Here is a 24,736-nt window from a genome sequence, read left to right as displayed (position 1 = left end):
GTTCGAGGCTGGAATCGATCGGTAGGGTGTGCGTATGACTACCGGGGTTCGCCGCAGAATGGGAGTGGACGAGCGGCGGCAGCAGTTGATCGGCGTCGCCCTCGAACTGTTCAGCCGTCGCTCGCCGGACGAGGTCTCCATCGACGAGATAGCGTCGGCGGCGGGCATCTCCCGACCGCTGGTCTACCACTACTTCCCCGGCAAACTCAGCCTGTACGAGGCCGCGTTGCAGCGTGCCGCGGACGACCTCGCGGCCCGTTTCGCGGAGCCGCACGAGGGCCCGCTGGGCGCCCGGCTGCTGCGCGTGATGCGCCGGTACTTCGACTTCGTGGACGATCACGGCCCCGGTTTCTCCGCGCTCATGCGCGGCGGCCCGGCGGTCGGCTCCTCGACGACCAACGCGCTCATCGACTCCGTACGGCAGGCCGCCTACGACCAGATCGTCGCGCACCTCGGCGTCGAGAACCCGCCCGCGCGGCTGGAACTCGTCGTCCGCTCGTGGATCTCGCTCGCCGAGTCGACGGCGCTGATCTGGCTGGACGGCCGGCGCATCCCGCGTGCCGAGCTGGAGGTCCAGCTGGTGCACGACTTCGCCGCGCTCGCGGTGGTCGGCGCCGCGCAGGACGAGGAGATGGGCGCGCTCGTCCGCCGGGTCTTCAAGGCGGAGCCGGCCGAGGGCCCCTTCGGGGACCTGCTCGGCCGGCTCGTCACGCTCGCCTCCTGAACCGCCTGAGTCTTCTGAACCGCCTGAACCGCTCGGGAGCCCCGCGGGCTCAGGCGTCGTACTTCCGGTAGGAGGGGTCGAGGTCGCGGACCTCGGCCGACGCGTGCAGCGCCAGCCCCTCCACCGGCTTCACGTGCGCGCGCAGCGCCTCCAGCACGGCCTCGGCCAGGCGCGCCTTGGTCTCCTCGGTGCGCCCGGCCAGCAGGCCGATGGTGACGTGCACGATCGCGTGGCCCTCGGTGTCCGGGCCGACGACGGTGTCCTCGGTCCGACGGAACCGCGTCTTGCACGCCGGGGGCTTCGCGTCCGCGATCTCGACCGCGCGGGCGTGCGCCTCGACGGCGAAGGCCCGCCGGTCGAAGGCGTCCGCGAGCCGCTCCGAGTAGTCGACGGTGATCTGCGGCATGTGCACTCCTGCTTTTCCGGCTGTCCGCTGCTCAGCCTAGTTCCTGAACACCGCCACCGTCCGGGCCGGAACGGTGAACGTGCCGGTCGCCGCCTCGTACGCCGAGGTCTTGACCACCGCGTCCGAGCCCGCCGCCTGCACCGGGTGCAGCCGGTAGTGCGCCCCGGCGAGCGAGGCCACGCGCTGCCGCTGCCGCTCGGGCGTCGCGTTGAACACCACGACGAGGTCGCCCAGCCTCATGGTGATCACGCCGGGCGTCTCGTCCGCGCCGGAGAGCGGGAAGGACAGGGCGGACTGCACCTGCGCGGCCGTGGCCAGGGAGAACGCCTTCTCCGTCGTACGGATCCGCAGCAGGTCGCGGTAGGCGGCCGAGGCGCCCCGGATCTGCGGGCAGCCGACCTTGACGGAGGTCAGCAGCGGCTTGGCGTACTGCCACTTGGACTGGTTGTCCGCCGCCATGGGCAGGCCCCGGCCGAAGCCGTTGCCGTCCGCGCAGTTCCAGTGGATGGCGTTGAACCAGTCGCCGCTGTCGAAGGAGTTGCGGTCCAGCGACTTGGAGCGCAGCAGGTCGGTGCCGGCCTGGGAGAGCGCCGGTCCCTGCGAGAGCGCGGCCGTCGCCATCGCCAGCACCTGCATACGGGCGCGGTCCGCCGCCGAGGTGCCCTGGGGCAGCTTGAAGGTGAGGGCGTCGAACAGCGACTCGTTGTCGTGCGCGTCGACGTAGGCGAGGGCGTCGCCCGGCGCGTCCGCGTATCCGGCCGGGGCGCCGTTGTAGTCGATCTCCGCACCGGTGACCTCCTTGCCGCCGGTGTCCGTGAAGCGGTACTTGGCGAGGTTGCCGCTCAGTCCCACCTTGATCAGGTCCTGGTAGTGCAGCAGCCGGGCCTTCTGCTCGGCCGTGGTGCCGTTGGCCGGCGAGGAGTTGGGGTCGGTGTAGAGGCCGGAGGCGAAGCCCTGGACGCCGGGGTCGGAGTCGAAGGGGCTGCCGCCGCGCACCGCGTCGCGGGCCCGGTCGGAGAAGGTGGCGATGCCGGTGCCGGCCATGTTCTTCTGGGTGGCCTGCACGAACCGGGCGTCGTCGGCGACCTCGCCGAAGTTCCAGCCCTCCCCGTACAGGATGATCTTCTTGCCGTCCACGCCGTCCTTGGCGGGCGTGAGCGCGTCGAGGGCCTTCCTGACCGCGAGGATGTTGGCCTTGGGGTGGTGGCCCATGAGGTCGAAGCGGAAGCCGTCGACCTTGTACTCCTTGGCCCAGGTGACGATCGAGTCGACGACCAGCTTGCCCATCATGGTGTTCTCGGGCGCGGTGTTGGCGCAGCAGGTGCTGTTGGCGACCGAGCCGTCGGGAAGGAGCCGCTGGTAGTAGCCGGGGACGACCTTGTCGAGCACGGAGGTGTCCGCCTGGCCGCTGGCCGCCGTGTGGTTGTAGACGACGTCCATGACGACGCGCAGGCCGTCCTGGTTGAGCGCCTGCACCATCCGCCGGAACTGGACCGTGCGGGCCGTGCCGTCCGGGTCGGTCGCGTACGAGCCCTCGGGGACCGTGTAGTGGTACGGGTCGTAGCCCCAGTTGTAGGCGTCCTTCGCGGCGGTCTTCGCCACGCAGGCCTGCTGCTGCTCGGAGTCGGCCGGGTAGGAGGCCAGGTCGCAGCCGGGGGTGGCCTGGTCGGCCTTCCTCTCGGGGATGGTGGCGATGTCGAACGCCGGCAGCAGGTGCACGTAGGACGTGCCGGCCCCGGCCAGCTCCCGCAGATGCTTGGAGCCGTCGCTGTTCTTGTCGGTGAACGCCAGGTAGGTGCCCTGGTCCTTGGCCGGGACGGTCTTGTCGGCCACCGAGAAGTCGCGGATGTGCAGCTCCTGGATCTGCGCGTCGCGCAGCGGCACGGCCTTCGGCTTGGCGAGGTGGGACCAGCCGCCCGGGGCGAGCGTCTTGTCGTCGAGGTCGACGACGAGGCTGCGCTCGCTGTTCGCGGTCAGGGCGAGGGAGTACGGGTCGGTGACCTTGTTGGTGACGACCTGGCGCACGGAGGGCGCCCACACCTTCACCACGTACCGGTAGGGCTTGCCCTTCCAGGAGGCGGGGCCGGTCACGGACCAGACGCCGGTGGCGTCGTCGCGGTGCATGGCGACGGCCCTGCCGTCCAGCTCCAGCGCCACGCTCCGCGCGGTCGGCGCCCACACGCTCAGCGTGGGCCGGCCGTGGTGGAAGACGGGGCCGAGCTGTGCCTTGGCGGCGGCGCCGCCGTAGACGTCGTCGAGGACGCCGGCGAGCTGGACGCCGGTGGCCGCGAGCACGGCGCCGTTGGCGGCGCGCTGGGAGGCGACGACCTGGCCGCGCAGGGCCTCGCGGACCCGGTCGCGGTCGCGCGGGTCGACGGACCAGGCGGTGTAGTCCTTCAGGTACGGGAACTTCGCCTTCTGGGCGTCGGTGAGCGTGGTCCTGGCCAGTCGCAGCCAGCGCTCGTCGTCGCTGGTCAGCGCGCCGTCCTTGACCTTGACGGAGCCGTCGTGGGAGTAGACCAGCTGGGTGGAGGCGGCGCCGTCCGCGCCGTTCCACGCGACCGTGTCGCGGTCGATCCAGACGGCCTTGGACGTGGTGAGGTCCAGGGCGGCCGAGCTGCCCGTGGGCTGCGGCAGCAGGGGCCCTTCCTGGCCGCTCACCAGCCACACCTCGTGGCCGTTCGCCGCCTTGAGGTCCAGCGACTGGTCGGCGGGCAGGTCCTTCTCGTCGCCCTTGTGGATGATGTAGCTGAGGCTGGTGGCACCCTCGGTGAGCGGCACCTCGTAGACCGCGCCATAGGAGTCAGTCTTCACCGGCATGAGCGGCTTCGACCAGTCGGTGGGGTTCGCGGCGCCCGTCCACACGTGCAGGCCCCAGCCGTCGTAGTTCCCGTCGGCGCGGTGGTAGTGGAGGACGGCCTTGGTGGTGTCCTGCGGCGGGTAGTCGGCCGTGGGCCGCTCGGTCCGCACGTCGTCCTTGCCCTGCTCGATCCACACCTCGCCCGTCTTGGTGACGTCGACGGACCGGTCGGCGGAGACGTCCTTGTTGCCGTCCTTGTCGATGACCAGGAAGCCCACGCTGGAGGCGCCGGGCTTGAGCTTGACGTAGGCGAAGGCGCCGTAGGCGTCGCGTCCGGTGAAGGGGTGGCCGGCGGGCCAGGTGGTGGACTCGCCGTCGGCGAGGTCGCCCCAGGCGTACAGGCCCCAGTTCGCGTAGTCGCCGTCCGCGCGCTTGTAGTGGACGACCGCGTACTGGCGCGAGGAGGCGGTGGGGATCTCGGGGGCGGGCGGGGTGCCGGTGGTGGAGGACGCCGTGGCGCTCGCGGTGCGGCCGGCGGAGTCGACCACTACGGCCTTGTAGCGCAGGGCGGTGCCGGCCGGGACGGTCCTGGCGATGGTCTGGGTGACCTTGTAGGGGGCGTGGTCGGCGGAGCCGAGCACCTGCCAGGGGCCGTCGCCCACCTGGGCGGCGAAGACCACCCGGTTCAGCCGGCCGCCGCCGGTGTCCGCGCCGGCCTCGACCGTGCCGGTGGCTCCGGCCGCGGGGGCCGTCAGGGTGATCGTCGGCCTGGTGGTGGGCGCCTGGAGCCGGCCGGCCGCCTTGAGGACGACGGCGGAGCCCGCCGGGACGGTGACGGTGACCTGGCGGCCCGCGTCGGAGGAGACGGACGCCTTGGTGCCGTAGATGCCCCGGTACGTCATGTCCGCCGAGTCGGTGGCGAAGCTCGCCGTCTTGTCGGTGTCCGCGTTGTTGAGCGCGACGACGTACTCGGCGCCGGTCCTCGCGTCCGTGCGGGTGAAGGCGTAGACGCCGGCGCCGTCGGCCGCGTAGCGCTCGGTCTGCACGCCGTCCGTGAGGGCCGGGTTGTCCTTGCGCAGCCGGGACAGTTCGGCGATCTGGCGGTAGAGGGGCGCCTTGGGGTCGTAGGAGTCGCTGGCGTGGGTGCGGTCGGTGCCGATCTCGTCGTCGTCGAGGTAGTCGGGGACCTTGGAGGCGAACATGGTCTGGCGGGCGTCCTTGTCACCGCCGGCGCCGGTGAAGCCCTGCTCGTCGCCGTAGTAGACGACCGGGTTGCCGCGGCTGAGGAACATCAGCTCGTTGGCGAGTTCGTCCTTCTTCAGGATCTCGGCGTCGGTGGCCTTGGGGTTGTCCTGCTTCAGGAAGTACCCGATGCGGCCCATGTCGTGGTTGCCGAGGAAGGTGACCTGTTCGTAGGCGTTGGCCTTGTCGGTCGTGTACTTGTAGTCGTCGCCGAAGACGGCGGCCAGCCGCTTGGCGCTGCCGCCCTGGGAGGCGTAGGCGCGGGCCGCGTCCTGGAAGGGGAAGTCGAGCGTGGCGTCGAGCCGGCCCCGGGTGACGTACGGGGAGGTGACGGAGGTGTCGGCGGAGTAGACCTCGCCGAACATGAAGAAGTTCTTCCGGCCGTGCCGGGCGGCGTACTGGTCGAGCGCCGTCGCCCACTGGGTCCAGAACTCCATGTTGACGTGCTTGACGGTGTCGATGCGGAAGCCGTCGACGCCGAAGTCGCGCACCCAGCGCTCGTAGATCTTCTCCATGCCGCTGACGACCTCGGGACGCTCGGTCCACAGGTCGTCGAGGCCGGAGAAGTCGCCGTAGGTGGCGTTCTCGCCCGCGTAGGTGGAGTCGCCGCGGTTGTGGTACATCGTCGGGTCGTTGAGCCAGGAGGGAACCTTGAGGTTCTTCTTCGCGGCGGGGACCGTCGGGGTGTACGGGAAGGAGTTCTCGCCGACGGCGGGGAACTTCCTGGTGCCGTCCGCGTAGTCGGCGTCGTCGAAGGGGCGGCCGTCCTTGGTCAGGTACGGGAAGGCGCCCTTGGACAGGTACTCGTGGGAGGCGCCCTCGTAGTCGACGACGTCGGCGGTGTGGTTGGTGATGACGTCGAAGAAGACCTTCATGCCCTTGGCGTGCGCCTTGGAGATGAGGGCACTGAGGTCGGCGTTGGTGCCGAAGTGCGGGTCGACCTTGGTGAAGTCGGTGATCCAGTAGCCGTGGTAGCCGGCGGAGGCGTCCTTGCCGGTGCCCTGCACGGGCTGGTTCTTGAAGATGGGGGCGAGCCAGATGGCGGTGGTGCCCAGGCCCTTGATGTAGTCGAGCCGCTTGGTCAGGCCCTTGAGGTCGCCGCCCTGGTAGAAGCCCTTGTCGGTGGGGTCGTAGCCGGTGGCCAGGCGCGAGCCCGTGAGGCCGCCCCTGTCGTTGGAGGTGTCGCCGTTGGCGAAACGGTCCGGCATGACGAAGTAGAACTGCTCGCGCGTGTCGTCGTGCCGGGCGGGCTGGGCGGCCAGCCGGGCGTCCGAGGGCGGCGCGGGCGGCGGTGTGGCGGCCGACGCGGCCAGTGGCTGGATCAGTGCGGCGGCGAGGGCGGCGGCGGTGACGGCCGCTGCCCGTCTGACGTGGGCGGTACGGCGCCGGCCGGGCGCCGGCCATCTCGGTATCACAGGCGGGAACTCCTTGCGATTCATGGCTCATTGGGTCGACCCCGCCGGGACCGTACCGCCCACGAAAGGGTTGCAGCAAGACTTGTGAAACTTGGAGAAAGAAGTTTCACGTACCGTCAGCGGCCCAGCTCAGCAGCTCGGCTTGCCCGCGTAGACGGCCAGTGCCGTGTCGGGGCCCAGGGCGGCGGTGAGCTGCCCGGAGCCGTTGACGGTCACCGTGGTGTTGTTCTGCACGTCGCAGTAGGTGCCCGCGGGCAGCGAGGTCTCGTAGGTGCGGCTGACGCCGTACGACTCGTGGTTGATGGCCACGAAGCCCCTGCCGCCCCGGCCGAAGGCGATGGCGTTGTTGCCGTCGTCCCACCAGTTGGTCACCGGCTGGCCGCGCGTGGCGTTGCGGAAGGCGACCATGGAGATGATCTCCGGCCACTTGTGCTGGCACTTCCAGCCGTCCTGCCAGCAGGCGTTCACCTGGCCCCCGTTGGGCGGTCCCGCGTCCGTGTCGGACCACTCGTAGCCGGAGTTGATGTCGGGGGCGCCGTAGGGCCAGGCGAGCATGAAGACGTTCGCCAGGGTGTACTTGGCGCCGTCCTTGTAGTTGAGGGTGGAGCCGTTGCGCTCGGTGTCGTGGTTGTCGACGAAGACGCCGGCCACCGAGTTGCTCAGGTAGCCCCAGCCCTCGCCGAAGTTGTTCAGGTAGGCGAGCTTCTCGTTGTTGAAGACCCGCTTGAGGTCGAAGGCGTAGCGGAACTCCTGGACGTCGCCGTTGCCGGTGTACTCGGTGGGCTGGACCGCCTCGCCTGCGCCGTAGATGACCTCCTGCTTCCAGTAGGCGCCGGGGTTGGTCAGGCGGGACTTGATGTTGGCGAGGTCGTCGGCCGGGATGTGCTTGGCGGCGTCGATGCGGAAGCCGTCGACGCCGAGGGAGAGCAGGTCGTTCATGTAGCCGGCGATGGTCTTGCGGACGTACTCCTCGCCGGTGTCGAGGTCGGCCAGGCCGACCAGCTCGCAGTGCTGCACGTTCCACCGGTCCTGGTAGTTGTTGACCGGGGACATGCAGTCGTCGAAGTCGTACACCGAGTACAGGCCCGGGTAGTCGTACTTGGTGTACGAGGACCCGCCCGTGCCGGTGCCGCTGCCCGCCGACATGTGGTTGATGACGGTGTCGACGACGACCTTCACGCCCGCCGCGTGGCAGGTGTTCACCATGTTCTGGAAGGAGGCGCGGTCGCCGAGCCGGCCGGCGATCCTGTAGCTGACGGGCTGGTAGGACGTCCACCATTGCGGGCCCTGGATGTGCTCGGCGGGCGGTGAGACCTGGACGTACCCGTAGCCGGCCGGGCCGAGGGTGCCGGTGCACTCCTTGGCGACCGAGGCGTAGTTCCATTCGAAGAGCACCGCGGTGACGTCCTTGGTGCCGGGCGGCGCCGCGTGGGCGGTCCCCGCGGGGACGGCTAGTGCGGCCGACGCGGCGGCCACGAGGGCGAGCGCGCCGGAGAGGGCTCTGTTGGCCATGTGGGGGTTTCCTTCTCCGTTGAAGGACTCGAAGACCCCGAGGGCCCCGGAGATGCGCGGAAATCCGGGCAACTCAAGGGATTCGAGGGACTTCGAGGGACTCATGGGTCCGGGAAGATCCTGGGGAGGACCGGACCCCTTGAAGGGAGTTGCTGCAAGTTTTCAACCACTCGCAGTGCAGCAGACCGTACGAGCCCCGCCCCCGGCGGTCAATACCCTCGACATGCTCCTGTCACCTACGCGAAATACGGGCCGTATAGGGCCAGTTGAGCTGGAGTGCCGCCCGTGCCCACACGAAGTGGCCCGCCGTCACCATGGAACGGCGGGCCACTGAAACCGGACGAAAGTCCTTGCGGCAATGCTCAGCCGGTGGTCCACCACACGGTCGTGTCGGCGGGCACCTTGGCCTCGCCGTCGGCCTCCGTGATCTCCCCGCTCGCCAGCAGCAGACGGCCGTACGCCGGGGTCGTGACCGCCTCCCCGCCGGTGTTCGCCACGCACACGAACTCCCCGCGCCGGAAGGCCAGCACGCCCTCGGGCGCCCGCAGCCACTCCACCGCCTCGCCCGCGCCGAGGTCCGGCCGGGACCGGCGCGCGGCCAGCGCCTCGCGGTACAGCTCCAGCGTCGAGCCGGGAACCCCGGTCTGCGCCTCCACGCTCAGCTCCCCCCAGCCCGCCGGCTGCGGAAGCCAGCTGCCGCCGCTGCCGAAGCCGTACGAGGAGCCGGCGCGCGTCCACGGGATCGGCACCCGGCAGCCGTCGCGGAAGCCGTCCTGGCCCTCGCCCCGGAAGTAGGCCGGGTCCTGGCGCACCTCGTCGGGCAGGTCCACCACGTCGGGCAGGCCGAGCTCCTCGCCCTGGTAGACGTAGGCGGAACCGGGCAGCGCCAGCATCAGCAGGGTGGCCGCGCGGGCCCGGCGCAGCCCGAGGGCGCGGTCGCCGGCGGTGCGGATCTGGGTGCCGAGGCCGGGCGGGTTGGCGAAGCGGGTGGCGTGCCGGGTGACGTCGTGGTTGGACAGCACCCAGGTGGCCGGGGCACCGACCGGGCGCATGGCCTCCAGGGTGCGGTCGATGACGGCGCGCAGCTCCTTGGCGTCCCAGTCGGTGCCCAGGTACTGGAAGTTGAAGGCCTGGTGCAGCTCGTCCGGGCGCACGTACAGGGCGGTGCGCTCGACGGTCGGGGTCCACGCCTCGGCGACGAAGATCCTCTCCCCGGAGTACTCGTCAAGGATCAGCCGCCACTGCCGGTAGACCTCGTGCACGCCGTCCTGGTCGAAGAACGGCATGACATCGTTGCCCAGCAGCTTCAGCTGGTCGTGGGTGCCGAGGTCGGGCAGCCCGTCCGCCTTGACGAGCCCGTGGGCCACGTCGATGCGGAAGCCGTCGACGCCCATGTCGAGCCAGAAGCGCAGGATGGAGCGGAACTCGTCGCCGACGGCCGGGTGTTCCCAGTTGAAGTCGGGCTGCTCGGGCGCGAACAGGTGCAGGTACCACTCTCCGGGCGTGCCGTCCGGTTCGGTGACCCGGGTCCAGGCCGGGCCGCCGAAGATGGACTCCCAGTCGTTGGGCGGCAGTTCGCCGTTCCTCCCCTTGCCGGGGCGGAAGTGGTAGCGGTCGCGCAGCGGGGAGCCGGGGCCCTCCGCGACCGCGCGCCGGAACCACTCGTGCTGGTCGGAGGAGTGGTTGGGGACGAGGTCGACGATGATCCTCAGGCCCAGCTCGTGGGCGTCGCGGATCAGGGCGTCGGCGTCCAGGAGGTTGCCGAACATGGGGTCGACTGCGCGGTAGTCGGCGACGTCGTAGCCGGCGTCGGCCTGCGGCGAGGCGTAGAAGGGGCTGAGCCACACGGCGTCCACACCGAGGTCGCGCAGGTAGGGCAGCCGGGAGCGTACGCCCTCCAGGTCGCCCATGCCGTCGCCGTTGCTGTCGGCGAAACTGCGCGGGTAGACCTGGTAGATCACCGCGTCCCGCCACCAGTCGCGGGGCGGGGCGGCGACGGTGGCGACGGCCGCTTCGGTCAGGGAGGATCCGGACGGGGAGTGCTGCTGGCTCATGGCGTCCTTGTGCGTAAGGGTGGTCGGGTCATGAAAGGCGTGGGGGCCGGGCCAGGTTCCGGGCGGCCGCGGTGACGGCGGGGTCTGGGGGCACCCCCTGCTCGAAGAGCTTGGGGGAGGACACCGCGGCCGCCTGCCCGCGCGCGGGGCGCGCGGGAGTCCTGGTTCCGGCGGCCCGCGGGTCAGCCCTTGGTGCCGCCCGCGGTGAGTCCGGCGACGAGGTTCTTCTGCACGAGGTAGAAGAAGGCCGAGACGGGTATCGCGATCAGTACCGCGGTCGCGGCCATGAGGTTGCGCTGGGCGTCGTGCTCGCTGATGAAGCTCTGCAGGCCGACGGCGAGCGTGTACTTCTGGTCGTCGAGCATGAAGGTGGTGGCGAAGGCGACCTCGCCGAACGCCGTGATGAAGCTGTAGAAGGCGGCGACCGCGAGGCCCGGCTTGGCGAGCGGCAGGATCAGCCGCGCGAACGTGCCGAAGGGGGTGAGCCCGTCGACGCGTCCGGCCTCGTCGATCTCGAAGGGGATGGTGTCGAAGTAGCCCTTGAGCAGCCAGGCGCAGTACGGCACCGCGGTGGTGCAGTAGACGAGGATGAGGCCGAGGTAGCTGTCGATGAGGCCCAGGTCGGCGAGGATCTGGTACATCGGCACCATGAGCACGGCCACCGGGAACATCTGGGTGACCAGCAGCACCCACATGAACTTCCGGTAGCCGGGGAAGCGCATGCGGGAGACGGCGTAGCCGGTGGTCGCGGCGACCAGGACACCGAGCACGGTGGTGCCGAGCGAGACGATCAGCGAGCTCTTGAGCCACTCGAAGAAGTTGGTGTGCTGCAGCACGAACGAGTAGTTGCTCAACGACATCTTGTGCCAGATGCCGCCGGGGTGCAGGTAGTCGTCCTTGTCCGGGCCGAGGGACAGGAAGACCAGCCAGGCGACCGGGAAGAGCGCGACGAGGCTCCCGGCGAGCAGCAGGCCGTGGGAGGCGAGGGACGCGGCGGTGCCGCGCCGCCCGCGCCGGCGCGCCGTGCGCGGCGCCTTTCCGCCCGGCTCCGGCTCGGTCGCGGCGGAGGAGGTCTCGACTGCGGTCGTACTCATGGGAACTCCTGCCTCAGATCGCGAGCTGCTGCTCATTGCGGTTCAGCCAGCGGCGGTAGAACGAGGTGAAGACGATCAGGATGGCCAGCAGCAGGATGCCGTAGGCGGCGGACTGAGCGAAGTCTCGCGGCTGCTGTCCGAAGCCGAGGTAGTACGCCCAGGTGACAAGGATCTGCGCGTCGGGGGCCGTGTTGCCGAAGAGCAGGAAGATGACGGCGAACTGGTTGAAGGTCCAGATGATGCCGAGGAGCACGACCGTGGAGCTGACCGACCTCAGACCCGGAAGGGTGACGTAGCGGAAGCGCTGCCAGGCGTTGGCGCCGTCCATCTCGGCGGCCTCGTAGAGCGAGGAGTCGATGGACTGCAGTCCGCCGAGCAGCGAGACCATCATGAACGGCACACCGCACCAGGTGTTGACCATGATGGCGGCGAACCGCTGCCAGAAGGTGTCCTCCAGCCACTGTGGCTCCGGCAGGTGCAGGGCGTGCAGCGCGGAGTTGATGATGCCGCCGTCGGCGAGCATGAAGCGCCAGCCGAACACGGTGACGAAGGTGGGCACGGCCCAGGGCAGGATCAGGATCAGCCGGTAGAAGGTGCGGCCGCGCAGCTTCTGGTTGAGCACCAGCGCCAGGCCGAGCCCGATCGTGTAGTGCAGGGTGACGCACAGCGCCGTCCACACGATCGTCCAGACGAAGTGCGACCAGAAGCGGTCGTACGACGTCGGGCCGAACAGGATGTCCTTGTAGTTGTCCAGACCGATGAACTTGTACGTGGCGTCGATGTGGTTGACGCCGATCGTGCGAGCGGTGTTGAGGCTGTTGGCGTCGGTGAGGGTCAGATAGAGGCCGTAGACCAGGGGGTACAGCACGAGGACGCCGAGCACGACCGCCACCGGGGCGATCATCACGTAGGCGTACCAGTGCTTCTGGTAGCTCTGCCTGAGGCGCGCGGCCGGCCCGGGCCTCGGCCCGCGGTCACCGCGCCGCTTGCCGGTCGCTCGATCGATGGCGACTGTCATGGTTCGACACCTTCTGGATGTTCAGGAGTACGGCACACGGGCCGGTGGCCGCCGGGCCCTCCCCCCGGGGAGTCCGGCGGCCACCACGGCTCACTTGCTGAAGTCGTTGACCAGCTTGGAGATCGCGAGTTCGGCGTTGTTCAGGCCCTGGTCCAGGGACTCCTTGCCACCGGCGATCTTGGGCAGCTCGGTGTCGAGCGGACCCCACAGGGAGCTGTACTCCGCGAGGGCGGGGCGCGGCTGGGCGGCGGACAGCACGCCCTGGTAGCCGGCGATGCCGGGGTCGGCCTTGACCTGGGCGGTGTAGGCGTCGTCGCGGGTGGGCAGCGTGGAGTTCTTCAGGGCGATGGTCTCCTGGGACTTCGCCGAGGTCATGAACTTCACGAACTTCAGGGCCGCTTCCTGGTGGGCCTTGTCCGAGCCGGCGTAGACCGAGAGGTTGTGGCCGCCGGTCGGGGCGCCCGCCTTGCCGGTGGAGCCGGCCGGGACGGTGGCGATGCCGAGGTTGGACTTGTCCTTGAAGGCGCTGCCCTTGTAGAAGTTCGTGATCTCCCAGGGGCCCTGGATGATCGCGGCGACCTTGCCGTTGACGAACGCGTCCTGGATGTGGGCGTAGGCGTCGGCGGTGGTGTCGGCCTTGTGCAGGCCCTTGCCGGAGAACAGGCTCAGCCAGGTGCCGTAGGCCTTCTTCGCGGGGGCCGAGGTCACGGTGATCTTCTTGGCGGCGACGTCGACGTTGTCGGTGCCCTCGCCGTAGAGGAAGTTCATGGCGTAGTAGGCCTGGGTGGAGCCCCAGTAGCCGTCGACGCCGTCCTTGTCCTGGACCTTGGCGGCGTCGGCCTTCAGCTCGTCCCAGGTCTTGGGGGCCTCGGTGATGCCGGCCTTCTTGAACAGGGCCTTGTTGTAGACCAGGGCCAGGGTGTCGGTGACCAGCGGCACGCCGTAGGTCTTGCCGTCGTACTGGGCCTGCTTGATCAGGTTCGGCTTGAACTTGCTCTGCTCGGACAGGGCCTCGGTGCCGTCCAGCGGCAGGAAGTAGCCCTTCTTGGCGAAGGCGGGGGTCCAGCCGACCTCGGAGCGCAGGATGTCCGGGGCGCCCTTGGAGCCGGCGGCCGTGTCGAACTTGTTCTGCGCCTGGTCGAACGGCACGTTGACGTACTTGACCTTGATGTTCTTGTTGGCCGCTTCGAACTGCTTGACCAGAGCCTGGTACGTCGGCGCCTCGTTGGTGGCGTTGGAGGTGTCCCACCAGGTGATGGTCACCGGACCGCCGGACTTGTCGCTGCCGCTGTCGCTCCCGCCGCACGCCGTCGCCGCGAGGGCAATGGACGCCACCAGCGCGGTGGCCGCTATGCCACGCCGCATGAGTTTCTCCTTGAGGGTGAAAGCCCGTAACAGGGGCCGGTCCCGTCTGCCGCCCCTGCCGAGTTGCCGATGGCGCCGTTGCCGCCGCCGGGCGACGGTGAACGTAACAGCGTTGCAAGCGCTGCGAAAGACCTTGCAGCAAAAAAGTGCAAGAGATCGCCGGAGTTACCCTCCCGTGACCTGTCACCGGGCCTCCAGACCCCTTGACTTCACGCCGATCAGCGGCTCCCCGGACACTTGTGCAAGACTCTGCAAGGTCTTGCCACACGGCGCCGACGGGGGAATCATCCCGTTGCGGACCGGTACGCCGAACAGAACACGAGGAACGCGATGACGCCCCGACCGGTACAGTCCACTCCTGTGACCACACGGCTTGCCGACATCGCCGCCCAGGCGGGGGTGAGCGAAGCGACCGTCAGCCGTGTCCTCAACGGCAAGCCGGGCGTCGCCGCCACCACCCGCCAGTCCGTGCTGGCCGCCCTCGACGTGCTGGGCTACGAGCGCCCGGTACGCCTGCGGCAGCGCAGCGAGGGCCTGGTCGGCCTGATCACGCCCGAGCTGGAGAACCCCATCTTTCCCGCCCTGGCCCAGGTCATCGGCCAGGCGCTGACCCGCCAGGGCTACACCCCGGTGCTCGCCACCCAGACCCCCGGCGGCTCCACGGAGGACGAGCTGACCGAGATGCTGGTGGACCGCGGGGTGGCCGGCATCATCTACGTCTCCGGCCTGCACGCGGACACCACGGCCGACATGGAGCGCTACGAGCGGCTGCGTGCCCAGGGCGTGCCCTACGTCCTCGTGGACGGCTTCTCCCCCAAGGTGCAGGCCCCCTTCATCTCCCCGGACGACCGCGCGGCGATGACCCTGGCCGTCACCCACCTCGTCTCCCTGGGCCACACCCGCATCGGCCTCGCCCTGGGCCCCAAGCGCTTCGTCCCGGTACAGCGCAAGATCGAGGGATTCGTACGGGCCATGCAGGACCAGCTCTCCCTGCCCCCGGGCGTCATCGAGTCGGACCTGGTCCAGCACTCCCTCTACACCCTGGAGGGCGGCCAGGCGGCCGCGACGGCGCTCATCGACCGCGACTGCACGGCGATCGTCTGCGCCAGCGACATGATGGCGCTCGGGGCCATACGGGCGGCCCGCCAGCGCGGCCTGGAGGTCCCGAAGGACGTCTCGGTCGTCGGCTTCGACGACTCCCCCCTGATCGCCTTCACCGACCCGCCGCTGACCACGATCCGCAAGCCGGTGCCGGCCATGGGCCAGGCGGCCGTGCGCACCCTGCTCGAGGAGATCGGCGGAACCCCCGCCCCCCACAGCGAGTTCGTCTTCATGCCGGAACTGGTGGTGCGCGGCTCCACGGCCTCGGCCCCGGGCAGTCGCCCCTGAGCCGCACCCGACCCGCGGATGACCGGCGTCCGAGGACTCATCTGGCAGACTCTGTCCCTATGGGTGACACGACCGTGACGCGACCGGAGGCCGTCCGGCACCGCGTCACGCACGAGCGCACCCTCCTCACCCGCCTGCGCACCCCGCGCCGCCCCCGGCTGTGGTTCGAGATCCTGCTGATCGCGGTCAGCTACTGGACGTACTCCCTGATCCGCAACGCGGTCCCGGAACAGAAGGCCGAGGCCCTGCGCAACGCCGACTGGGTCTGGCGCACCGAGCACCAACTGGGCATCGCCGTCGAGCAGTCGGTCAACCACGCCGTCAACTCGGTGACTTGGCTGATCATCGGCATGAACTACTACTACGCCACCCTGCACTTCGTAGTGACGATCGGCGTCCTGGTCTGGCTCTACCGCAGCCACCCCGGCCGCTACGCGGCGACCCGGCTCGCCCTCTTCGCCACCACCGGCGTCGCCCTGCTCGGCTACTACCTCTTCCCCCTGGCCCCGCCCCGCCTCATGACCGGCGCCCACTTCGTCGACACGGTCCAGGTCCACCACACCTGGGGCTCCATGGCCTCCGGCGACCTGAAGGACATGTCCAACCAGTACGCCGCGATGCCCTCGATGCACATCGGCTGGTCGCTGTGGTGCGGCCTGACCATCTACGCCCTCACCAGGATCCCCTGGCTCCGCGTCCTGGCCCTCCTCTACCCCACGACCACGCTCCTGGTCATCGTCTGCACGGCCAACCACTTCTGGCTGGACGCGGTGGGCGGCCTGCTCTGCCTGGCCTTCGGCTTCACCCTGGCCCGCCTCTGGTACGGCGCCCTCCCCCACACCCTCCCCCGCACGACCCGGACCCTGCAGCCGACGTAGCGCCATCACCACGACGATGGCGGCACACGCGCACGGGCGGAAGGGGCGGTGGGGGCGCGTCACAGCCCGCCGCGTACAGCAGTCTCTGCCGACAGCCACCGAACACCCACAGCAGTACGTCCCACGTGCGGCGGGCTGGACGCACCCCCACCGCCCCGACCCCCCACGCACCGCACGCGCGACGACGCCGCAGGCACCGCACTACCGCACGCACCACAACGCCGCACGCACCGCGCGCTAAGACGCCCCGTAGAACAGCTCCTCCACAACGGACCGAGCCCGCCGGGCGGTACGCCGGTACGCGTCGAGCATGTCCCCCACGTGCCCGGGCCCGTACCCCAGGTACCGCCCCACCGCGGCAAGTTCCCGAGGCTCCGTCGGAAAGGTGTCCCCCGCCCGCCCCCGCACCAGCATCACGGCGTTGCGCACCCGGGTGGCCAGCACCCAGGCCTCGTCGAGGATCGAGGCCTCCTCCTCGGTGACCAGCCCGCCCTCCCGAGCCGCGGCCAGCGCCTGCCGCGTACGAGTGGTCCGCAACCCCGAAAGAGGACCACCCGCACCCCCCTCGGCCCCGTGCCGCATCTGGAGCAACTGCACGGTCCACTCCACGTCCGACAACCCCCCGGGCCCCAGCTTCGTGTGCAGCTTGGGATCCGCCCCCCGGGGCAGCCGCTCGGACTCCATCCGGGCCTTGAGCCGCCGGATCTCCCGCACGGCGTCGTCCCCCAGCCCCCCGGAGGGATACCGCAGCGGATCGACCAGCGCGACGAACCGCCGTCCGAGCTCGGCGTCCCCCGCCACCGGCTCCGCCCGCAGCAGCGCCTGGGCCTCCCACACCAGCGACCACCGCCGGTAGTACGCCTCGTACGACTTCAGCGTCCGCACCATGGGCCCGTTGCGGCCCTCGGGCCGCAGATCCGCGTCGATCAGCAGCGGCGGATCCGAGCTGGGCACCTGCAGCAGCCGCCGCATCTCCGCCACGACCCGGTTCGCCGCCTGAGCGGCCTCCCGCTCGTCCACCCCGTCCCGGGGCTCGTGCACGAACACCACGTCCGCGTCCGAGCCGTAGCCCAGCTCGTGCCCACCGAACCGCCCCATCCCGATGATCGCGAACCGGACCGGCAGGGCGTCCTCGCCGTCCCCCCACCCGTCCCGCACGACCGCCCGCAGCGTCCCCGCCAGCGTCGCCGCCGTCAGGTCGGACACCGCACCGCCCACCCGGTCCACGAGCGCGCCTTGGTCGGCCTCGACGGGCTGCGCCTCGGTGCCGTAGGAGCCGACGATGTCCGCGGCGGCCGTACGGAACAGCTCCCGCCGCCGCACGCCACGCGCCGCGGTGACGCCCTGCTCGGCGCTCTCGGCGCGCCCCACCGCGGCGAGGATCTCCTGCTCCAGCTGCGCCCGCCCGCGCGGTTCGAGCCCTCCGCCGCCGTCGGCGCCGCCGCCCGCTCCGCCCCCGCCGCCGAGCAGGGCCACCGCCTCGGGCGCCCGCATCAGCAGGTCGGGGGCGAGCCGCCCGGCGGACAGCACGCGGGCGAGGTTCTCGGCCGCGGCGCCCTCGTCGCGCAGCAGCCGCAGGTACCAGGGCGTCTTGCCGAGCGCGTCGGACACCTTGCGGAAGTTCAGCAGCCCCGCGTCCGGATCGGCGGAGTCCGCGAACCAGCCCAGCAGCACGGGCAGCAGGGTGCGCTGGATGGCCGCCTTGCGCGTCACACCGGACGCCAGCGCCTCCAGGTGCCGCAGCGCGGCGGCCGGATCGGCGTACCCGAGGGCGACCAGCCGCTCGCGGGCCGCCTCCGCGCTCAGCCGCACCTCGCCTGGCGCCAGCTGGGCGACGGCGTCGAGCAGCGGCCGGTAGAACAGCTTCTCGTGCAGCCGCCGTACGACGCCGGTGTGCCGCTTCCACTCCCGGGTGAGCTCGGCGACGGGGTCGCTGCGCAGCCCGAGCGAGCGGCCGATCCGGCGCAGGTCGGCCTCGTCCTCGGGGACGAGGTGGGTGCGGCGCAGCCGGAACAGCTGGATGCGGTGCTCCATGGAGCGCAGGAACCGGTACGCCTCGTCGAGCTGCACGGCGTCGGCCCGCCCGACGTACCCCCCGGCGGCGAGCGCCTTGAGCGCCTCCAGCGTGCTGCCGCTGCGCAGGGAGGTGTCGGTGCGCCCGTGCACCAGCTGGAGCAGCTGCACGGCGAACTCGACGTCCCGCAGGCCGCCCGGCCCGAGCTTCAGCTCGCGCTCGACCTCGGCGGCGGGGATGTTCGCCACGACCCGCCGGCGCATCTTCTGCACGTCGCCGACGAAGTTCTCCCGCTCGGCGGCCTGCCACACCATGGGGTTGAGCGCGGCGATGTACTCCGCGCCGAGCGCGGGGTCGCCGGCGACCGGGCGGGCCTTGAGCAGCGCCTGGAACTCCCAGGTCTTGGCCCAGCGCTGGTAGTAGGCGACATGGCTGCTCAGCGTCCGCACCAGCGGGCCGTTGCGGCCCTCGGGCCGCAGGTTGGCGTCGACCGGCCAGATGCTGCCCTCGACGGTCGTCTCGGAGCAGATCCGCATCATGTGCGAGGCGAGCCGGGTGGCGGCGCGCAGCGACTTGTCCTCGTCCGCGCCGTCCGTGCTCTCGCCGACGAAGATGACGTCGACGTCGGAGACGTAGTTGAGCTCGTGGCCGCCGCACTTGCCCATCGCGATGACCGCGAGCCGGCACAGCGCGTCGTCCTGGGGCGCGGCGGCGCGGGCGAGGCGGAGGGCGGCGCGCAGGGTGGCGGTGGCGAGGTCGGCGAGCTCGGCGGCGGTGTCGGCGACGCCGGTGGTGCCGCAGACGTCGCGGGCGGCGATGGACAGCAGGCAGCGCCGGTAGGCGACGCGCAGCGAGACGGGGTCGTCGGCGCCGGCGAGCCCGCGCTCGAACTCCTCCACGCCGGGGTGCAGGTCCCGGGGCTCGTAGGTGACCAGCGCCTGCCAGTCGCCGGAGTGCCGTGCGAGGTGGTCGCCGAGGGCGGCGGAGGCGCCGAGCACGCCGAGCAGCCGGTCGCGCAGCGGTTTGGCCGCTATCAGCGTGTCGAGCAGTTCCCGCCGGGCGGTGGGCGAGGGCTGGGCCTCCAGCAGCCGTACGAGGCCCAGCAGCGCCAGGTCGGGGTCGGCGGTGGCGCCGAGCGCCTCCAGCAGCACCGGGTCGTTCCTCACCGGCGCGAGCTCCGGGCTGTCCAGCAGCCGCTCGGCGGCGGAGGCATCGGTGAAGCCGTGCCGCAGCAGCCGTGTGAAGGTACTGCTCCTGCGCCCCGGCGCCGTCATCCCGGCCTCCCGTCGGATCAAGCACGTCCTGGCCAGAGCCTAGCCGCAGTGCCGCTCAGAGGTCGTCGGGGAGGACCCGGAAGCAGGGATGACGGCCGCCCACGGGACGCACGGCGCGGAAGCCGCGGAGGTCCCTGGTGAGGACCGCGTCGGTGCCGTACTCGGCGGCCAGGGCGACATCGACCGCGTCGACCAGCCGAGGCCGAGCGAGGTGTACCGCGCCCGGACCGTCGGCGCGACGCACCGGTTCAGGCGCCGCCCCTGCGGCGGCGGGCCAGGACGAAGACGCCCGCTCCCACGATCACGGCGAGGAGGCCCGCCGTCCCGGCGATCCAGGGGAGCGTGCCGGCGCCCGTGCCGGCCATGGAGCCGCCGGTCACCGAGGACTCCTGGGCGCCACCACCGGTCGTACCGCCCGACGCGGCGGTGCCGCCGGAGGCGCCCCCGTTCCCGTTGCCGCCGGAGTCGCCGCCACCCGTGGTCCCGCCGCCACCCGTGGTGCCGCCCACGCCCGGCACCGTCACCGTGACGGCGGCGGTGTCGTTGTCCGGGTCGCTGTCGCTCTCGCTGAGCACCTTCAGCGTGACCTTGCCGGGCCTGAGCGCGGACGGCTCGTCGATGTGCAGCCCGAAGGACCACACCAGCCGCGCGCCGTTCTCGATCACCCAGTCCGTGGTCTCCTGCACGCACTCGTACACCTTGCCGCCGGGCGCGGTGGAGTACTTCCCGTCGATCGTCGTGTGGCACCGGTCCGGCACCTTCACGACGGTCGTCCCGGACGGCACGGTGAAGACCGTCCGCACCGAGGGGTCCTCGATCGGCCTGCTCCCGGTCCAGGTGGCCGTGCGCGCGGGGCCGTTGTTGTGGAACCCGATCTCCGCGGTGACGGTCCCGCCCGGTCGCCCCCGCACCGAGTCCCCGACCGCCTCGATGTCGGTGGTGTTGTCGACCGTGTAGCCGACGTGGTGGAGCCCCAGCCGGGGCTTCCCCTCCGGCGCGTTCGCCGGCCGCGGCACGAGTTCGAGCTTCGGACCGTGCCCGGCGTGGATGTCGGTGAGCTTCTTCAGGTCCTCGGGCTTGGACTCGAAGACGTCCCAGCCGGCGCCCCGCACGTCGCGGGCGATCTTCAGCTCGCCCGGGTACAGGTCGTAGGACCGACCCGGCTCGACGGTGTCCTCGACGTGGCAGAGGGCCGCCGGGTAGGAGACGTCGGTGAGTTCGCCGTCGGGGGCGCCGTTCATCCGGACGGGCAGCGTGCCGTACGTGCAGTTGCCGAACTCCTGCTGGAACGAGGCGCCCGCGCCGTACATGAGGAAGTACGCGCCGCCGATCGGCCCGGCGCCGTAGTTGGTGTACCCGATGCCCGGCCGCACGAGGGCCCCCGGCTCGACCTTTCCGGCGACGGTCCCGATCGTGCGGTCCGCGACCAGCCCGGCGTCCTTGACGGTGACCGTCCAGACCTTCTCGGTCATCGCCACGCCGTCCGCCCGGCCGCCGATCCGGATCTCGCCGGTGGCGCCGACCTTCGCCCCCTTCAGGGTCCGCGCGCTGAGCGTGCCCAGCGAGGCCCCCTTGCCCGGGGCGGGCGGATAGGCGGGCGAACAGCTCAGCACCCCCTCGGAATTCTGCCCGCACCCGGGGAGGGTGACCTCGGCGATTCCCTTGAGGGAGGTGTAGTCGACCGTGATCGTGTACGACTTCACCGTCTTCGTGCCGGTGTTCAGCAGCGTGAGGCTGTCCCCGGAGCCGCCGTCGTCGGTGTAGGGCGTCGCGTCCAGCGCGTAGTGCCCGAGGTCGGAGCGGACCTCCAGCCCGCCCCCGTCCGCCGCGGCCGTCCCGGCGGCCCCGCCCACCCCCAGGGCGGCCAGCACCAGCACCCCGCCGGCGGCCCCGGCTCCCCAACGCCCCTCGCGCACTCTCACAGATCCCCTCCACGCATGTCCCGCGCCCGGCGGCAACCCGAACACCAGCCGAACGCAGTGACCATGACCGCGCACAGCGCCGGAAGGTTGTACGCGGCGGAGGTGGGTCCCTTCACGGGAACCTGCCGCAAATCTCCCGCACGCCCCGCCCCGCCCCGTAACCTCCCTCCATGGAGTGGTTAACGGCCGCCTACTGGGGCGCCTTCGGCGGCTTCGCCATCGAGGTTCTCGACTACTGCAGAGCCGTGCGGTGGCACCGGAAAAGGCCTTGGAACGTCTCTTCGGCGAGCGTCGGCGCGGGCCCCTCGGCCCCCAGGGCGCAGTCGCGGCCCGGCGACGAGGAGCTACCGGCTCCCGGGTGGCTCGCCTACCTGCTCGGCGCGGTCCTGCGGGTGGTCGTCGGCGGCGGCGTCGCCGGCGCGCTCGCGGCGAGCCCGCCGCACGGCACGACACCGTGGATCGCCCTGATCGTCGGCGCGGGCGCCCTCACCGTCATGGAGAAGTCGCTCGCGCTGGTCACCCTGGTCACGCAGGTGAGCAAGGACGCCGTGATCGGCGCGGTGATGCAGCACCAGAACAACCAGCGAGCGCAACTGGACGCTTCCCAGCCGGTGGCGCCTCCGCAGGAGTCCGCTCCGCTCGTTCCGCGACAGGACGCACCGGGTACGGATACCCAGAGCAATACGGCAGCGGTGCGGGATCCGGGCACCCCAGGGGGGAGCGTGTGATGGCGCTGGCAGCAGAGTCGTTCGCGGGCCGGCTGGTCGCCGTAATCTCCCGCCGGGCGCCCGCCTTTCGCCGCCCATCGCCCCCCGCGCGGGAAGGGCTGGCCCCCAGGAGGGAGCAGTTTCCGCTCGCGAGGTCGACGTATGAAGCGGCCCTGGCGGACTACGAGAAATACGTGAGGCACCTCGCGGAACTGAGAGACGTCGCAGCGGAACTATCCGTCAGGGAGAGGCTCAGGTCCCGGGACGCGGTGCAGGCTCTCAGAAGTGCCTTCACCCAATTCATGGAACCGGTCGACGAACTGTCGCATCTCAACCTCACACCGTACGCCTCCTCCGAGCAGTACCGGCACCGCACTGCCGTCTCACTCCGATCCGCGGCACAGGCGCTGGTCTTGAGGAAGCAGATCAACGACGAGGTCCTGGCACTGCTCGACTCCCACCCGGGGACCGGACTCCGTCACCTCTTCGAATCCCTGCTGATCACCACCGATCTCCTCACCCTCTCCCTGGACTCGTGCGCCGTGTCCCTCAACGGTCCCCGCCTGATGGGCTCGGCCCCGAGGCTCACACGCGTCGGCATGACGATCGCCAGGGCCCGTGTCACCGTCACGATTGTCTCGGACCTCCTGAACGAGATCTCCGACGATTACGGCGGCGCGGACATGCGAGACGTGGACCTGGACGACGTCGATCTCTCCTGGCTCCGCTGGGACGAGGAAACCCAATGGCCACCGACCTGGGCGACCCGGATCCGCCGCATGTCCATCGAGATGTCCCCGGGCCACTGGGTGGTCCAGCCGATCGACACCAACGAGGACGTCGAACTACTGGTCTGACGACGCCGCGTCACCCTTAGGCGTGCCGCTGAGCTGCTTCCGGCCACCCGGCGCCGCCCGGGCCTCTACGGTCGGCCCTGCAGCGACAGGACGCGCAGGATCCGGGGGCATGGATGACGGTGGACGGCGAGGCGGCGGGCCCGAGGAGCGAGGCGGACGAGCCGGGCTGGGAGGTGGACCCGGACGACGACTGGGGCGTGGCCGTGGTGGCCACGGTGGGGCGGCAGTTGAAGCTGCGGCGCGAGGCGGCGGGCATGCGGGCCGCGGAGTTCGGGCTGGCCGTGGGCTACGGCGAGGACCTTGTCTACAAGATCGAGGGCGGCAGGCGGATCCCGCGCCCCGAGTACCTGGACAGGGCGGACGAGGTGCTGGCGGCCGGCGGCCTGCTCTCCGCGATGAAGGAGGACGTACGGCGCGTCCGCTACCCGAAGAAGGTACGCGACCTGGCGAAACTGGAGGCGCAGGCGGTCGAGATCGCGCTGTACAGCAACCACAACGTCCACGGACTGCTGCAGACCGAGGAACACATGCGGGCCCTGTTCGACGCGTGGCTTCCCGCGTACTCCGAGGAGGAGACCGAGCGCATGGTGGCGGCACGGCTGGCCCGGCACGCGGTGTTCGAGCGGTCGCCGGCACCGGCCCTGAGTTTCGTCCAGGAGGAGGTGACGCTGCGCCGCCCGGTCGGAGGCAGAATGGTGTGGCGTCGTCAGCTCGAACGCCTCCTGGAGTTGGGGCAGTTGCGCAACGTCTCGATTCAGGTCATGCCGACCGACGCCGAGGACCATGTTGGGACCGGCGGCTTGATCGAGGTGCTGAAGTTCCCCGACGGCACCGCCGTGGGCCGCTCCGACGGGGCCTTCTGCGGCCGGCCGGTGACCGATCCGAAACAGCTGAGGATCCTCGAACTGCGCTATGGCATGATCCGGGCCCAGGCCCTCACGCCCCGCGAATCGCGGGCCTTCGTCGAGCGAATGCTTGGAGAGTCATGATCCGCACCTCCAAAACCGTGAACGCCTCTTCACTGACCTGGTTCAAGAGCAGCTACAGCAGCAGCGGGGACGGGAACGACTGCGTCGAGGTCGCCATAGCCCCCGTCGCGATCCACGTCCGCGACTCCAAGCACCCCCACGGCCCCCGCCTCGCCCTCACCCCTGCCGCCTGGAGCGGCTTCCTGCCGTTCGCCGGCGGTCCGCGATGATCATGGCGACGTCGTCGGCGAGGTCGCCCTCGGTGTGCCGGGTCAGGGCCTGGTGGAGTTCGTCCAGGAACCGGGCCGGGGCGACGCCCGTGCCGATCCGCTCCATGGTCTCGGGCAGGTCGAAGAACTCACCGGCGCCGTCGCGGGCCTCGATGACGCCGTCGGTGTAGAGGAGCAGGCGGTCGCCCGGGAGGAACTCGTAGGTCTCGGGCTTGGTGGGGAGGCCGGTGGCGAGGTCCTCGAGGCCGAGCGGGGGCAGGGGTGTGGCCGGCATGAGTGCCATCGCCTTTCCCCGGTGCAGCAGCAGGGGCGGCGGATGGCCGCGGTTGACCAGTTGCACGACGGCGTCCTCGGGCACCTGGGCGATCAGCGCCGTGGTGAACCCTTCCAGCAGGACTTCCTCGTCGTACGCCCCCGGTACGGCGGCTTCCCGGCGCAGCGCGGCGGCACAGCGGTTCATGACCTCGACGAGCTCGTCCTCGTAGTGCACGGCCTCGCGGAACGCACCGAGGGCCACGGCGACGGCCCGGACCGCGGTCAGCCCCTTGCCCCGCACGTCCCCCACGATCATGCGGACGCCGTACCGCGTCTGCAGTGCCTCGTAGAGATCCCCGCCGACCCGGGCGCCCGTGCCGGCGGCGAGGCACAGGCTGCCCGCCTCGACGGGACCGAGCCGCGCGGGCACGGGGCGCAGCACGACGTCCTGGGCGGCGACGGCGATCCGGCGCATCTGGTCGAGTTCGCGCTGTCTGCGGGCCTGCACGGCGCTGCTCGTGAAGACGCCGGCCACGGTGACCAGGGCGAGGGCGAGGAAGTTGGTGTAGACCTGCAGCGTGCCCCAGGCGCCGTTCCAGGTCGCGTGATGAC

General features: G+C 70.9%; 18 protein-coding genes. 7 read left to right on the top strand and 11 right to left on the bottom strand.

All coding sequences use genetic code 11. The features are described 5' to 3' along the window. Nucleotides 1-34: 34 nt before the first annotated feature. Complete coding sequence (locus IE217_RS00605; protein WP_190175660.1) at nt 35-724, top strand: TetR/AcrR family transcriptional regulator; 690 nt, start codon at nt 35-37, stop codon at nt 722-724. Nucleotides 725-773: 49 nt separating this feature from the next. On the opposite strand, the gene IE217_RS00600 is transcribed toward IE217_RS00605, so the two are convergent. The 7 genes from IE217_RS00600 to IE217_RS00570 form a co-directional block, all read right to left on the bottom strand. Beyond that, the gene (locus IE217_RS00600; RefSeq protein ID WP_190175659.1) at nt 774-1,130 is read right to left on the bottom strand and encodes a 5-carboxymethyl-2-hydroxymuconate Delta-isomerase; all 357 of its coding nucleotides are present in this window, start codon (nt 1,128-1,130) and stop codon (nt 774-776) included. 36 nt (nt 1,131-1,166) lie between these two features. Beyond that, nucleotides 1,167-6,587, bottom strand: coding sequence for a pullulanase-type alpha-1,6-glucosidase (gene pulA, locus IE217_RS00595; protein ID WP_190175658.1), 5,421 nt, complete (start codon nt 6,585-6,587; stop codon nt 1,167-1,169). Nucleotides 6,588-6,716: 129 nt separating this feature from the next. Next, nucleotides 6,717-8,099, bottom strand: coding sequence for an alpha-amylase (locus IE217_RS00590; protein ID WP_190175657.1), 1,383 nt, complete (start codon nt 8,097-8,099; stop codon nt 6,717-6,719). A 362-nt stretch (nt 8,100-8,461) separates the two neighbouring features. Next, nucleotides 8,462-10,153 carry a glycoside hydrolase family 13 protein gene (locus IE217_RS00585; protein WP_190175656.1) on the bottom strand — a complete coding sequence of 564 codons (1,692 nt, stop codon included), beginning with the start codon at nt 10,151-10,153 and terminating at the stop codon, nt 8,462-8,464. 182 nt (nt 10,154-10,335) lie between these two features. Continuing rightward, nucleotides 10,336-11,247, bottom strand: a complete 912-nt coding sequence (locus tag IE217_RS00580) for a sugar ABC transporter permease (protein WP_190175655.1) — start codon at nt 11,245-11,247, stop codon at nt 10,336-10,338. A gap of 13 nt (nt 11,248-11,260) precedes the next feature. Further along, nucleotides 11,261-12,265, bottom strand: a complete 1,005-nt coding sequence (locus tag IE217_RS00575) for a carbohydrate ABC transporter permease (RefSeq protein ID WP_190175654.1) — start codon at nt 12,263-12,265, stop codon at nt 11,261-11,263. Nucleotides 12,266-12,355: 90 nt separating this feature from the next. Beyond that, a complete protein-coding gene (locus IE217_RS00570) occupies nt 12,356-13,630 on the bottom strand; it encodes an extracellular solute-binding protein (protein WP_190175653.1) in 1,275 nt (424 codons plus the stop codon). Between the two features lie 360 nt (nt 13,631-13,990). On the opposite strand from IE217_RS00570, the gene IE217_RS00565 reads away from it, so the two are divergent. Continuing rightward, nucleotides 13,991-15,019, top strand: coding sequence for a LacI family DNA-binding transcriptional regulator (locus tag IE217_RS00565; protein WP_268249121.1), 1,029 nt, complete (start codon nt 13,991-13,993; stop codon nt 15,017-15,019). Nucleotides 15,020-15,078: 59 nt separating this feature from the next. Next, nucleotides 15,079-15,897, top strand: coding sequence for a phosphatase PAP2 family protein (locus tag IE217_RS00560; RefSeq protein ID WP_190175651.1), 819 nt, complete (start codon nt 15,079-15,081; stop codon nt 15,895-15,897). Nucleotides 15,898-16,134: 237 nt separating this feature from the next. Here IE217_RS00560 and IE217_RS00555 read toward each other — a convergent pair whose 3' ends face one another. Genes IE217_RS00555 through IE217_RS00545 form a run of 3 tightly spaced genes read right to left on the bottom strand, consistent with a single transcriptional unit; the run spans nt 16,135 to nt 21,107 of the window. Then, nucleotides 16,135-19,185, bottom strand: coding sequence for a bifunctional [glutamine synthetase] adenylyltransferase/[glutamine synthetase]-adenylyl-L-tyrosine phosphorylase (locus tag IE217_RS00555; RefSeq protein WP_190175650.1), 3,051 nt, complete (start codon nt 19,183-19,185; stop codon nt 16,135-16,137). Nucleotides 19,186-19,240: 55 nt separating this feature from the next. After that, the gene (locus IE217_RS00550) at nt 19,241-19,429 is read right to left on the bottom strand and encodes a PIN domain-containing protein (RefSeq protein ID WP_373297936.1); all 189 of its coding nucleotides are present in this window, start codon (nt 19,427-19,429) and stop codon (nt 19,241-19,243) included. Between the two features lie 4 nt (nt 19,430-19,433). Further along, on the bottom strand, nt 19,434-21,107 hold the full coding sequence (locus IE217_RS00545; protein ID WP_229864959.1) for a VOC family protein: 1,674 nt from the start codon (nt 21,105-21,107) through the stop codon (nt 19,434-19,436). 170 nt (nt 21,108-21,277) lie between these two features. Between IE217_RS00545 and IE217_RS00540 the strand changes: the two genes are divergently transcribed. From IE217_RS00540 to IE217_RS00525, 4 genes are all read left to right on the top strand, one after another. Next, nucleotides 21,278-21,835: a hypothetical protein gene (locus IE217_RS00540; protein ID WP_190175648.1), complete on the top strand. Its 558-nt coding sequence runs from the start codon at nt 21,278-21,280 to the stop codon at nt 21,833-21,835. Beyond that, the gene (locus IE217_RS00535) at nt 21,835-22,671 is read left to right on the top strand and encodes a hypothetical protein (RefSeq protein WP_190175647.1); all 837 of its coding nucleotides are present in this window, start codon (nt 21,835-21,837) and stop codon (nt 22,669-22,671) included. Before IE217_RS00540 ends, IE217_RS00535 begins: the two co-directional genes overlap by 1 nt. 113 nt (nt 22,672-22,784) lie before the next feature. Beyond that, nucleotides 22,785-23,660: a helix-turn-helix domain-containing protein gene (locus IE217_RS00530; protein WP_190175646.1), complete on the top strand. Its 876-nt coding sequence runs from the start codon at nt 22,785-22,787 to the stop codon at nt 23,658-23,660. Then, entirely contained in the window at nt 23,657-23,869 is a 213-nt protein-coding gene (locus IE217_RS00525) for a DUF397 domain-containing protein (protein WP_190175645.1), read from the top strand. The genes IE217_RS00530 and IE217_RS00525 overlap by 4 nt, the downstream gene beginning before the upstream one ends. On the opposite strand, the gene IE217_RS00520 is transcribed toward IE217_RS00525, so the two are convergent. Beyond that, the gene (locus tag IE217_RS00520) at nt 23,817-24,659 is read right to left on the bottom strand and encodes a PP2C family protein-serine/threonine phosphatase (RefSeq protein WP_308432678.1); all 843 of its coding nucleotides are present in this window, start codon (nt 24,657-24,659) and stop codon (nt 23,817-23,819) included. The two genes, IE217_RS00525 and IE217_RS00520, sit on opposite strands and share 53 nt — an antisense overlap. Nucleotides 24,660-24,736: the final 77 nt, after the last annotated feature.

It is taken from the genome of Streptomyces naganishii JCM 4654 (genome assembly GCF_014650575.1).
Classification (GTDB): Bacteria; Actinomycetota; Actinomycetes; order Streptomycetales; family Streptomycetaceae; genus Streptomyces; species Streptomyces naganishii.
Note: the sequence above shows the minus strand (reverse complement) of the source record. Positions and strands in the feature narration are given on the sequence as shown.

Bases quoted from the DNA above. Each gene is read 5' to 3' on its own strand.
- IE217_RS00585 (WP_190175656.1), bottom strand. From the start codon at position 10,153: ATGAGCCAGCAGCACTCCCCGTCCGGATCCTCCCTGACCGAAGCGGCC.
- IE217_RS00600 (WP_190175659.1), bottom strand. From the start codon at position 1,130: ATGCCGCAGATCACCGTCGACTACTCGGAGCGGCTCGCGGACGCCTTC.
- IE217_RS00540 (WP_190175648.1), top strand. From the start codon at position 21,278: ATGGAGTGGTTAACGGCCGCCTACTGGGGCGCCTTCGGCGGCTTCGCC.
- IE217_RS00580 (WP_190175655.1), bottom strand. From the start codon at position 11,247: ATGAGTACGACCGCAGTCGAGACCTCCTCCGCCGCGACCGAGCCGGAG.
- IE217_RS00590 (WP_190175657.1), bottom strand. From the start codon at position 8,099: ATGGCCAACAGAGCCCTCTCCGGCGCGCTCGCCCTCGTGGCCGCCGCG.
- IE217_RS00560 (WP_190175651.1), top strand. From the start codon at position 15,079: ATGGGTGACACGACCGTGACGCGACCGGAGGCCGTCCGGCACCGCGTC.
- IE217_RS00535 (WP_190175647.1), top strand. From the start codon at position 21,835: ATGGCGCTGGCAGCAGAGTCGTTCGCGGGCCGGCTGGTCGCCGTAATC.
- IE217_RS00570 (WP_190175653.1), bottom strand. From the start codon at position 13,630: ATGCGGCGTGGCATAGCGGCCACCGCGCTGGTGGCGTCCATTGCCCTC.
- IE217_RS00605 (WP_190175660.1), top strand. From the start codon at position 35: ATGACTACCGGGGTTCGCCGCAGAATGGGAGTGGACGAGCGGCGGCAG.
- IE217_RS00525 (WP_190175645.1), top strand. From the start codon at position 23,657: ATGATCCGCACCTCCAAAACCGTGAACGCCTCTTCACTGACCTGGTTC.
- IE217_RS00555 (WP_190175650.1), bottom strand. From the start codon at position 19,185: ATGACGGCGCCGGGGCGCAGGAGCAGTACCTTCACACGGCTGCTGCGG.
- IE217_RS00530 (WP_190175646.1), top strand. From the start codon at position 22,785: ATGACGGTGGACGGCGAGGCGGCGGGCCCGAGGAGCGAGGCGGACGAG.
- IE217_RS00575 (WP_190175654.1), bottom strand. From the start codon at position 12,265: ATGACAGTCGCCATCGATCGAGCGACCGGCAAGCGGCGCGGTGACCGC.